Below are 10,993 nucleotides of genomic sequence, written 5' to 3' on the forward strand. Positions count from 1 at the left end.
GGTCGACCGAAGGAGGTCTAAATGATTAATTTTGGCGAGAGATCGAAAGCCTTTTGCTGGAGATCCGTGCGACCCGCGATTGCTTTCGGCCCATTGCAGGCATGTGGAAATGAATGCCCAGTTGTCGGGGCTTTCTTCGCAGAAGCCCATTGGGGCCTGATTTCAAAACTCGAATTCACATTTCGTCAGATGAGGAATGTTCTCCGGGTTGATGCCTATGTCCCGTAGACGTTGTTCAGTAAGACGACGCAGGTCTCGCTTGAGGTAATGCAGTGTCCGCCGCCGGCGCGTTTCATCGTTGAATCGACGCACCAGGTCGTGCATTTTTGAATTAAAAAAATTGAGGGTAATTTTGGTCGAGTTCATGGGGAATATTCCTTGCCGCTATCGCGGTGACCTGATATTTCTCGAATAATTGACATACTCGCATATTGAATGCGAGCAGGGAAACGAGTATTCTTGTTCAGAATTTCAAACTTTCTTTGAAGCAAAAATGAGCATAACTCCTGGAATGCGGGCGCTGAGAGCGCTTGATGCCGCGGGGCGACATCTGAACTTCAGTCGAGCGGCCGACGAACTTGGCCTGACCCCGGCGGCGGTCAGCTACCAGATCAAGGAAATCGAGGACCAGCTCGGCCTGCCGCTTTTCAAGCGCACCAATCGCTCGATCCGCATGACGGAGGCGGGATTGATCCTTTGCCGCGCATCCGGTGACGCGCTCGAACTCATGAAGCGTGCCGTCGCGCAGGCCCGCAGGAGCGAGCGCGGCTCCCGCCACCTGAAAATCACCGTCGATCCGGACTTTGCCGTCAAATGGCTGATGCAGCGGCTGAAACGCTTCCGTGGCGCTTGGCCGGAAATCGACCTGCGCTTTGATATCTCCCCCGAGGTGCGCGACTTCGAGCTGGACGACATCGATATCGGCATTCGCTTTGGCACGGGAAACTATCCCGGCCTTTGCGCTGATCGATTGTTTGATGACGTTGTCGTTCCCGTATGCAGTCCTCGGCTACTCTCGTCCGAGAGGCCCATTCGAACGCCGACTGATCTGCTTGATCACACCTTGGTCCATATCGAATGGGAGCGACAGGGTGTCGCGTGGCCGAACTGGTCGATGTGGATGGCGGCCGCTGGTATCGACGCCTTCGACGACAATCGTACGGTTGCGCTCGCCACGTCATCGGAAATGCTTCAAGCCGCGATCAGCGGGGATGCTGTGGCACTTGTGGACCTGACCACTGTCGCAAACGATCTGGCCGAGGGGCGGCTTGTCAGGCTTTTCGATCTTGGCATCCCGATCCCGTCCGAACTCGCCTATTTCCTCGTGTATCCGCAGGAAACGGCTTCCGATCCCCGTGTCGTCGCCTTTCGCGAATGGATTCTTGACGAGGCGGAACAGATGCCGGGTCAGGGATCGCGAACACCTGCATCCGATGAAAAGGGGCGCGGGACCAGGGGGGCTTAGGCCAGCCCAAGCCGTGCATCGAATTTCCCAACCAGAGGCAACATGTCCGAAGTATTCACACCCTCCACTCTAAAAAGCGTCACTCTCCGCAATCGCATTGCCGTTCCGCCGATGTAGGCTCCCTGGCATCGTTGTCACAAACCCAATCAACGTCAGTGGCATTCATGGGAATGCTGGCCTGAAATTCTGTTTTGATTCAGAGGCGTAAGGCGATTTTGGTGGTCTTTGCTACCTAATGCCGCAGAATTGCGATCGGCTGGAACTACCGATAGATCCATTGGACCATTCAATTCCACATACCACTTTTTCAAGCGCGGGACCGGCGGCGTCCACGCGTCAGCCGTCCGTCTCCGGACCGGCCTTCACTGTCGTGATGATTTCGCCGAGCACCAGATGCAGCGCGTCACGGTAGCCGTTGCGGGCAGATGGCCCGCTCTCGGCCGAGGTCATCACGACTGTCAGATCGAGGCTCGGCACGATGTAAAGCATCTGCCCGCCATAACCCCAGGCGAAATGCACGGTCTCGCCGGCGATCTGGCGCGCGAACCAGCCGTAGCCGTACTCGTCGCCGGAAAAGCGCGAATTGGTGCGATGCTGCCACGACGCTGCGACCCATTCCGCCGACACCAGTTGCACGCCTGAAGCCGTGCGGCCGCCATTGCGGTAGAGTTCGCCGAAGGCAAGCAGCGAGCGGGGGCTCATCGCCATCTGGTTGCCGCCGAGATAGATCCCTTGCGGGTCGCGATCCCAGGCTCCGATGCGGAAACCATCGAGCGGTCCCAGCCAGTCGCGCGCAAGCGTGAGCGTCGACTTGCCGCTGACCTTCGTCAGGATCGCCGAGAGCAGATGGGTGGAGGCGGTGGAATAGAGCATCTGTCCACCAGGATCATCGTCAAACGGCTGAGCCAGTGCGGTGCGCACCCAGTTGCGGCTCACAACCCATCGCCCGTAGTTCGGGCCCGAGAGACGGCCGAGCCCGGCCTGCATCGACAGCAGATTGCCGATGGTGATGTCGTTGACGCGCGGATCGGGCGAGGCCGGCAGATCGGCCCTCAGGATCGGCGCAATCTGCTGGTCCGGCCCTTCGAGCAAGCCTTTGTCGATGGCAATGCCGACGAGCGCCGAGATGATCGATTTCGAGGCCGATTTGATGTTGGTCGCGTCCGTCACGCGGTTGCCGCGATAGCCGCGCTCGACGAGGATCTTCCCCTCACGGGCAACGATCACGGTCTTCAGGGGGCTGAGGTCCGGACGTTCTGCCAACGCCTGCAGCAGGGCCGAGACCGGCGCCGGCCCCTGAGCAGCGGCCGGCAGGGCGAGGAGCGTCAAGGCGAAGAGTGTCCTGGCGAAGACGGCGGCGACAAATCTGATCATGGATCAGCATCTAAGACCACCGCACGTCGGCGTCATCCGCCGCAGCGCCATCTCACGGCGATTTGAAAGCCAGGTGATCCGCAAGCCCATGCGGGGATCTCAGGCCATTGGCTGCTGCGCAAAGGCGTCAACGAAACGCCGCAGGCTTTGCTCGACGAACGCGGTCACCGGGACATCTGGGTCGAAACTCCACCACAGCAGCGATCCCTGCCATTGCGACGCCATCAGCAGGCCGACACCGGGACCAGCGCCAGGCAACTCCGCGAGGCATTCGTCGAGCACGCCCGAAAGCACGTCGCGCCACTTCGCGCCACGGGCGCGCAGCAGCGGATCACGCAGGTCCTCGCGCAGAATCCGGAGATCGTCGGCATAGGAATCGATGCCGCCGTAGTCGCCGGAAAGGCCGACCAGCAGCGCGATTGCACCCTCAGGGGTGCGCGGCACGCTCGCCATCAATTCCGTCGTCTGCCCGTCCAGGCCATCCCAGGCGTGAACGAGCGCGCTCTGGATCAGACGCGCCTTGTTGTTGAAGCGTTGCACCAGGGTGGCGCCGGAAAGCCCCGTACGTGTTGCAAGCGCCGCGAAGGTCAGCCCCTCCGGCCCCTCCGCCCGCATGATGGCGAAAGCGGCCTTCAACACGTCCGCGTCGGGCATCGTCTTTGGTCGGGGCATCTTGACTCTCATTTATAAACGAACAATCATTTATATATCACGATCCAGTGGAAACGCCAGACATCGATGACCACGAAGGAGGAAATCATGATGCTCGAAGGAAAGGTCGCACTCGTCGCCGGCGCCACCCGTGGCGGTGGCCGCGGCATCGCCACTGAACTCGGCGCGGCGGGCGCCACCGTCTACGTCACCGGCCGCACCACAAGGCAGCAGCAATCCGAGTACCGCCGGCCCGAGACGATCGAAGAGACCGCCGAGATCGTCACCAGCCTCGGCGGCAAGGGTGTCGCGGTCCAGGTCGATCATCTGCAACCGGCTCAGGTAAAGGCACTCATCGACCGCATTCGCACGGAACAGGGACGGCTCGACATCCTCGTCAATGACGTCTGGGGCGGCGAACTGCTGTTCGAGTGGAACAAGCCCGTCTGGGAACACAATCTCGAAAATGGCCTGAAGCTTCTGCGCCTCGGCGTCGATACCCACCTGATCACCGCGCACCACGCTCTGCCGCTGATGATCGAAAGGCCGGGCGGCCTGCTTGTCGAGGTCACTGACGGCACCGCCGAGTACAATGCCGAGCACTATCGATTGTCGCCCTTCTACGATCTTGCCAAGGTTTCGGCCAACCGCATGGCCTGGGCGCACGCCAAGGACCTGGCGCCGCATGGCGCGACCGCGGTTTCAATCACCCCCGGCTGGATGCGTTCGGAGATGATGCTCGAACATTATGACGTCAGCGAAGACAACTGGCGCGACGCGACGAAGGCCCAGCCGCATTTCGTCATCTCGGAAACGCCGCGCTTCGTCGGCCGCGCCGTCGCCGCACTGGCGGCAGATCCGCAGAAGGCCCGCTGGAACGGCCAGTCGCTTTCGAGCGGCGGGCTGGCGCAGGTTTACGGCTTCAACGATCTCGACGGCTCGCGGCCCGATTGCTGGCGCTACATGCGCGAGGTGATGGAGGCGAACAAGCCGGCTGACGCCAGCGGATACCGCTGAGGACACGGCATGCCTCGCTCGCGATCATCCGAAGAGGCGATCTTGAACCCAAAGGTCGCCTCCTATAATTCGGAGCTCCAGGCAACCAAGTGGCCGTCGCATCGAATGTCCGCGGCGGCGCTGTCGAGTGTGATAGAAAATGGCATCGCGGGATCGTTATTCGAGAAAACTGGAATGCGCGAAATGCGGGTCCGCCGGCTTCGCCGAAGCGTCGGAAAATGACAAGGCGAAGGGCAGCAATCGCGGCTTTCTCATCGATGTCATGCCCAAGGGTTTTTCGACCGAGCGCACCTCTTCCGACCCCGCCAAGCACATGATCCGTTGCCGCTGCGGCAACATCTTTGCGTTCAAGCAGAAGACCGTCTATGCCCCTGGCAGCGAGCCGCGGGACTGACGCATCAGTGCCCCCTTTGCGTCCGCGTTGAGAAAAATTTCACCATCTTGTCTCAACATCGACCCAATCAGCGGGCAGCTAGGCGCGGACGCGCGTTCAAGTTTTGTTGATCGTAAGGGCCCGCGGCGAAGGCTTGCGGCCGCAGGCGCCACCGCTTAATCGCTGAAGTTGAGCCGGCCGCTGCACGTTGATTTGCAGACTGCCGACACCCACGCCGCATGAAGGATGCTTGGCGGCAAAGCATTTTCCAGGAGCCCGCATGCGGCGCGAGACGACAAAGAGCCCTTCTTCCGATACGCCCTATGCAGGCAAGGTTTTCGCGCAACTGCGGCGGATGCGGCATGCTGTGGCGATCGGCGCGGTGGCGCTTGCGCTGTCGGGCTGCATGGCGCTCGATGCCGACGACGTGCGCGAGCCTCCGCCGATCCCGGCCAAGTTGATTGCGGCGATGGCGAAGAACGGAAGCAAGCCGGAAAGCCCGGTGCTGGTGCGCATCTTCAAACAGGAAAGCGAACTGGAGGTCTGGAAGCAGAACAGCCGAGGTCAGTACGCGCTCTTGAAGACCTACCCCATGTGCCGCTGGTCGGGAAAGCTCGGACCGAAGATGAAGTCGGGCGACCGCCAGGCGCCGGAAGGCTTCTATCATGTCTCCGCCGGCATGCTGAACCCGAAATCGCAATATTTCCTGTCGTTTAACCTCGGATACCCGAACCGGCTGGAATCGGCGCTCGGCTATACCGGCGAAGCGCTGATGGTGCATGGCGCCTGCTCGTCGTCAGGCTGCTACGCCTTGACCGATCAGGGCGTCGGCGAGATCTACTCCGTCGTCCAGCGCGCGCTTGCCGGCGGCCAGGGCACCTTCCAGGTGCAGGCCTATCCGTTCCGCATGACGGCGCAGAACATGGCCAAGCATCGCGGCGATCCGAATTTCGACTTCTGGAAGAACATCAAGCAGGGCTACGATATCTTCGAAGCGACGAAGCGCCAACCGAAGGTTTCGGCCTGCGGTCGCCGCTATGTCTTCAACACCGAGTTCGCCAATGGCGAGCCGACCGATCCGCTCGCCGCCTGCCCTCCGGCGCTGTCGACGCCGGACGTCGGTCTCGTCGCGAAGCTGCAATCGGAAGACGCGAAGCTCGCCGGCCTGATGGCAAACCAGACGCCGGCCCCGCTCAACGCCTATGTCGACGGTGGCATGCATCCGAGTTTCCGGACGCTTCTCGAGAAAAACGGCGCGGAAAAGCTGGCCGCAAAGATCTCGGGAACTAAGTATCCTATCAGCCGACCCGAAGCGGCACTGGCAGACCCCTACGCCGGCCTGTGATCGCTCCTCGGCTGGAGACACGCAATCGGCATCCCGGTCGAGCGCGTTGCCACGAGCGAATACGAGGGCGATCGAGGGTTCCATGCCTGAACGAGAAATCCGCCGCCGCACCTTCCTGCAACTCTCCGCCGGGTTTGCGGTCGCCGGGCTTGCGGGCTGTGCCTCGAGCCGCCCAACCGTGATGCGCACCTACGCGCCGGAGCCGGTCGCCTACGGCGGCAACACCGTCCTCTCGGACATGTATGGCGAGAAGCCGAACGAACCCTATCCGCTGCCGGCCATTCCCTACGAGAAGATCGAGCCCCGCTTCTACCGCCAGATGGTGGCCGATCCGACCGGCGAGAAGCCGGGAACGCTGGTCGTCGACGTCGGCGGCCATTTTCTCTATCGGGTCTACGAAAACGGCCAGGCGATGCGCTATGGCGTCGGGCTCGGGCGTGCGGGCTTTGCCTGGGCCGGCCGCGGCGTCATCCAGTACAAACGCGAATGGCCGCGCTGGAACCCGCCGAACGAGATGGTGGCGCGCCAGCCGGAGCTGCAGCAATACAGCATCGACGCCGGCGGCATGGATCCAGGCCTCAGGAATCCGCTCGGCGCCCGCGCCATGTACATCTTCCAGAACGGCGAGGACACGCTCTACCGCATTCACGGCTCGCCGGAATGGTGGACGATCGGCAAGTCGGTGTCGTCGGGTTGCGTGCGCATGATCAACCAGGACGTCGTCGATCTCTACAACCGCGTGCCGAACGGCACGCCGATCGTCGTTACCGACCTCTCGGGCGGCGGCATGGTGCAATCGCAGCCACAGGTCCAGCCGGAAGCACAGCCGCTGCCGCAGTCGCCGGACTATATGCAGATGGGACCGGACGGACTGCCGCTTCCACAGCCGCTGTAAAGCAATCCGTCCGGCAAAGGCTGGGAAATTACGCCAAACTGTCGCCCATCACAGGACGAGCAGCGGCGTCTTGCCTCTGACGCGATCATAGAGATCGATCGCGTCCTGCTGCAGCATGCGCACGCAGCCGGCTGACGCGTTCTTGCCGATCGAGCGCCACTGCGGCGAGCCGTGAATGCGATAAAGCGTATCCTGGCCATCCTGGAAGATGTACATGGCGCGCGCGCCGAGCGGGTTGTCGAGGCCCGGGTCCATGCCGCCGGCATCGATGCCGTATTTCTTGAGGTGCGGCTGGCGCGCGACCATGTCGTCAGGCACGGTCCAGCGCGGCCATTTGCGCTTCCAGTGCACCACGGCGCGTCCCTTCCAGGCGCGACCCGCAGCGCCGAGACCGACGCCGTAGCGGATGGCGCGGCCGCCCGGCAGCACGTAGTAGAGGAACATCGTCTGGGTATCGACGACGATCGAATAGGGCGGCTCATTCGTGGCATAGGCCACTTCCTGGCGCAGGAACTGCGGCTTGATCTCCGTATACTGGACGCCTGGAACGTCGTAGCCTTCGTCCTTCACCGGTGCGTAGACCTTTGCGTAATCGAAGGTCTTCGTCGGGACACCCGCCGCATCCGCAGCCTTTTCCGGCGAACCGCCGTCGCCCGTGATCGGCTCGATCAGCTTCGGCTTCGGTTCGGGTTTCGGGATCTGCGTGCAGGCGCTCAAGACAGAGCTGGCGATCACCGCGAGCAGCGACCGGCGGGACAAATTCATCGACACTTTAATTCTATTCCAGGTTGGAGATTTCGGTGGGAAACGGTCCGAGGGGAGGCCCAAGGCTGTTGGGCCGAACCGTGACCGAAATGTGGTGAAAACCATTCTTTGACGTGGATCGATTGCGGCCGCGGCCACTCGATCGGACAGTGTTGCAGAATTCCCGCGCTGCTCGTCATCACCACCCTATCCGACCGCCAGATCGCCCTTGGCCGGATCCGGAATGACGACGATGGCGCTGCCGTCGCGGACCTGATCATGGAGGTAGACGACGTCCTGATTGAGCAGGCGGATGCAGCCCGATGAGACCGCCTTGCCGATCGAGTGCGCCTCGGGACTGCCGTGGATGCGGTAGAGCGTGTCCCGGCCGTCCTTGTGGATGTAGAGCGCACGGGCTCCGAGCGGGTTCTTTATCCCCGGCGGCATGCCGCCATTGGCGATGCTGTAGGGGGCGAGTTTCGGCTGGCGCGCCACCATTTCGTCGGGCGGCGTCCAGCGCGGCCATTTGCGCTTGTAGGCGACGATCGCCCGTCCCGACCAGGCAAAGCCTTCGCGGCCGACGCCGATGCCGTAGCGCATGGCCCGCCCGCCGGGCAGCACGTGATAGAGATACTTCGCCGGCGTATCGACGATCAGCGTGCCCGGCTTCTCATCGGTCGGATAGTCCACCTCCTGCCGCCAGAACTTCGGATCCACCTCGGCGATTTTGACCTCGGGGATCGGAAACTCTTCGTCCGGCATCGCATAGTACATCGGCGGTACGGTCGACCCGGCGGCGGGGCGAACGGGTGTCGCCGCCACCGGCACCACCGCGGGCGTCGGGCGCGTGGTCGCACAGCCGGTGACGAAGAGCGATGCGGCACCGACGAAAAGGCTGCGGCGGGTGAGCGTGATGCCGCTCTTGTGATCGGCCGCAGGTGAAGAAAGCTCGTTTGGTTCGGTCATATCGGGCATTCAACGATTCGATTGTTGCAATGCCGCCTTCAGGGAAGTCCTACCTTAAGGCTGCCTTAAGGGAGGGATCCAAGAGTTCCGCTCTCAAAAATGTGAGGAAAAGCAATGCGGATCCTGATCGTCGAAGACGACGATATCCTGCGCGACGGCTTGAAGGTCGGCCTGGCGCTCGCCGGCTTTACCACCGATGCCGTCGGCAGCTGCGATGCGGCGGCAACGGCGCTTGCCGCCAACGGTTTCGACGCTGTCGTGCTCGACCTCATGCTGCCGGATGGTTCCGGCCTCGATATCCTGCGCGACCTGCGCGCCGGCCAGAACGATGTCCCGGTGCTGCTTCTGACCGCCCGCGATACCGTTCGCGACCGGGTGGCCGGCCTCGATACGGGCGCGGACGATTACCTCGGCAAGCCCTTCGATCTGGACGAGGTCGCCGCACGGCTGCGGGCGCTGGCGCGACGGTCGTATGGCCGCGCGACCGCAGCACTCGAATGGTCGACGCTGAAACTCGACCCGGCCCGGCAATCGGTGGAGCAGGCGGGCAAGCCGGTGCAGCTCTCGCGGCGCGAATATTCGATCCTGCACATGCTGATGGCGCATCCGGGCGTCATCTTCTCCAAGGCCAAGCTGGAGGACAAGCTCTATGGCTGGCAGGAGGAAATCGAGAGCAACGCCGTCGAAGTGCACATCCATCACCTGCGTAACAAACTCGGCCCCGGCTTGATCGAGACCGTCCGGGGCATCGGCTATCGGCTGGGCGGCGGCTGATGCGGTCGCTGCGCACCAGGCTCTTTGCCATCCTGCTGATCACGACCGGCCTGCTCTGGTTGTCGGCGACGGTCTGGATTTTCCTCAGCACCCGCGCCGAGGTCGAACGGGTGCTCGACGCGCGGCTGATGGAGGCGGCGCGCATGGTGAACTCGCTGATCGTCAGCCAGGACATGATGCCGGAGGGCGGCGACAAGGACCGGCCGGCACAGAGCGCGATGAAGATCCCGGTTCTCGATCACCCGCACTACGACCGCCAGCTCTCCTGTCAGATCTGGTCGCTGGACGGCACGCTGATCGGCAAGTCAGACAGTGCCCCCGATGCGACGCTCGCTGCCCACGCGACCGGGTTTTCCGAAACCGTCATCAACGGCGAGACTTGGCGGGTCTTTGCCGTCGAAAATGCCGGGCTTGGCGTACGCGTGCTCGTCGGCGACAACCTGCGCATCCGCGACCGGCTGGTCAACGATCTGGTGAAGGGGTTGTTATTCCCGGCCCTGTTGATCATCCCGCTGCTCGCCGTCTTGATCTGGCTCAGCGTCGGGCGCGGACTGGCGCCGCTGAGAAAGCTCGCCGGCGACCTCGAAAGACGCGAGGCCTCGGACCTGCACGCGATCGAAGATATCGGCACGACACGCGAGATCAGCCCGGTGCTGAAATCGCTGAACGGCCTCTTTGCCCGTGTCGCCGGCGCGCGCGAACGCGAACAGAACTTCATCGCCTTTGCCGCCCACGAACTGCGCACGCCGCTTGCCGGCCTGAAGACCCAGGCCCAGGTTGCTCTGGCCAGCGACGACGGTGCGACCCGTGAAAAGGCGCTCGGCCAGATCGTCGCCGGCGTCGACCGCACCGGCAAGCTGGTGCGGCAATTGCTCGATATCGCTTCGGTCGAGGCCTCCGAGAGCGCCAAGCCCGTGGGAACCGTCAATGTCGGCGACATACTGGCGGGTCTGCGGACCGAGCTCGCCGGCCAGGCTCACCGGGTCGACGTCGCCATCGACCGGCGGCTTTTCGATCTGAAGATCGGCATGGACCCGGACCTTTTCCGGCTGGCGGCGCGCAACCTCCTGGAAAACGCCATCAACCATTCGCCGCCTGGCGCAACTGTCAACTGCACCTGTGAGCTGGATGCCGGAAGCCTCGTCATCACCATTAACGACATGGGGCCCGGCATCCCCGACGAGGAGATGGCGCACGTGACCGAGCGCTTCTTCCGCGGTCGCTTCAAGACATCGGCCGGAAGCGGACTGGGCCTCAGCATCGTCGAGCGGGCGCTCGATCGCGCCGGTGCGGATCTCGAACTGTGCAATCGCCCTGGAGGCGGGCTGTCCGCCCGCATCGTATTGCCGCAAGCCCTCGTGCAGTGAGCAGCTGCCCCTCGATCACGAT

12 protein-coding genes are annotated in these 10,993 nt (G+C 62.8%); 7 read left to right on the top strand and 5 right to left on the bottom strand.

Annotated features, from left to right (window positions below):
* Positions 1-162 precede the first annotated feature (162 nt).
* Positions 163-366, bottom strand: coding sequence for a hypothetical protein (locus BBX50_RS25885; RefSeq protein ID WP_065778158.1), 204 nt, complete (start codon positions 364-366; stop codon positions 163-165).
* Between the two features lie 127 nt (positions 367-493).
* Between BBX50_RS25885 and gcvA the strand changes: the two genes are divergently transcribed.
* Complete coding sequence (gene gcvA, locus BBX50_RS25890; protein ID WP_065778159.1) at positions 494-1,465, top strand: transcriptional regulator GcvA; 972 nt, start codon at positions 494-496, stop codon at positions 1,463-1,465.
* A 336-nt stretch (positions 1,466-1,801) separates the two neighbouring features.
* Here gcvA and BBX50_RS25895 read toward each other — a convergent pair whose 3' ends face one another.
* Complete coding sequence (locus BBX50_RS25895) at positions 1,802-2,839, bottom strand: serine hydrolase (protein ID WP_065778160.1); 1,038 nt, start codon at positions 2,837-2,839, stop codon at positions 1,802-1,804.
* A 99-nt stretch (positions 2,840-2,938) separates the two neighbouring features.
* Positions 2,939-3,511, bottom strand: a complete 573-nt coding sequence (locus BBX50_RS25900) for a TetR family transcriptional regulator (protein WP_065778161.1) — start codon at positions 3,509-3,511, stop codon at positions 2,939-2,941.
* 87 nt (positions 3,512-3,598) lie between these two features.
* Between BBX50_RS25900 and BBX50_RS25905 the strand changes: the two genes are divergently transcribed.
* From BBX50_RS25905 to BBX50_RS25920, 4 genes are all read left to right on the top strand, one after another.
* Complete coding sequence (locus tag BBX50_RS25905) at positions 3,599-4,507, top strand: SDR family oxidoreductase (RefSeq protein ID WP_065778310.1); 909 nt, start codon at positions 3,599-3,601, stop codon at positions 4,505-4,507.
* Between the two features lie 139 nt (positions 4,508-4,646).
* Entirely contained in the window at positions 4,647-4,901 is a 255-nt protein-coding gene (locus BBX50_RS25910; protein ID WP_065778162.1) for a hypothetical protein, read from the top strand.
* 334 nt (positions 4,902-5,235) lie between these two features.
* The gene (locus BBX50_RS25915; protein ID WP_139108401.1) at positions 5,236-6,225 is read left to right on the top strand and encodes a murein L,D-transpeptidase family protein; all 990 of its coding nucleotides are present in this window, start codon (positions 5,236-5,238) and stop codon (positions 6,223-6,225) included.
* Between the two features lie 82 nt (positions 6,226-6,307).
* On the top strand, positions 6,308-7,120 hold the full coding sequence (locus BBX50_RS25920) for a L,D-transpeptidase (protein ID WP_083213819.1): 813 nt from the start codon (positions 6,308-6,310) through the stop codon (positions 7,118-7,120).
* A gap of 48 nt (positions 7,121-7,168) precedes the next feature.
* Here BBX50_RS25920 and BBX50_RS25925 read toward each other — a convergent pair whose 3' ends face one another.
* Both BBX50_RS25925 and BBX50_RS25930 read right to left on the bottom strand, forming a co-directional pair.
* Positions 7,169-7,885: a L,D-transpeptidase gene (locus BBX50_RS25925; RefSeq protein WP_065778163.1), complete on the bottom strand. Its 717-nt coding sequence runs from the start codon at positions 7,883-7,885 to the stop codon at positions 7,169-7,171.
* A gap of 186 nt (positions 7,886-8,071) precedes the next feature.
* Positions 8,072-8,830 (bottom strand): L,D-transpeptidase, encoded by a 759-nt coding sequence (locus BBX50_RS25930; protein ID WP_065778312.1) that lies wholly within the window; start codon positions 8,828-8,830, stop codon positions 8,072-8,074.
* 114 nt (positions 8,831-8,944) lie between these two features.
* On the opposite strand from BBX50_RS25930, the gene BBX50_RS25935 reads away from it, so the two are divergent.
* Together BBX50_RS25935 and BBX50_RS25940 are read left to right on the top strand one after the other, a co-directional pair.
* Complete coding sequence (locus tag BBX50_RS25935; protein WP_065778164.1) at positions 8,945-9,604, top strand: response regulator transcription factor; 660 nt, start codon at positions 8,945-8,947, stop codon at positions 9,602-9,604.
* Complete coding sequence (locus tag BBX50_RS25940) at positions 9,604-10,971, top strand: ATP-binding protein (RefSeq protein WP_065778165.1); 1,368 nt, start codon at positions 9,604-9,606, stop codon at positions 10,969-10,971. Before BBX50_RS25935 ends, BBX50_RS25940 begins: the two co-directional genes overlap by 1 nt.
* The last annotated feature ends 22 nt before the right edge of the window (positions 10,972-10,993 follow it).

This window comes from Ensifer sp. LC11 (genome assembly GCF_001695835.1).
Taxonomy (GTDB): domain Bacteria; phylum Pseudomonadota; class Alphaproteobacteria; order Rhizobiales; family Rhizobiaceae; genus Ensifer.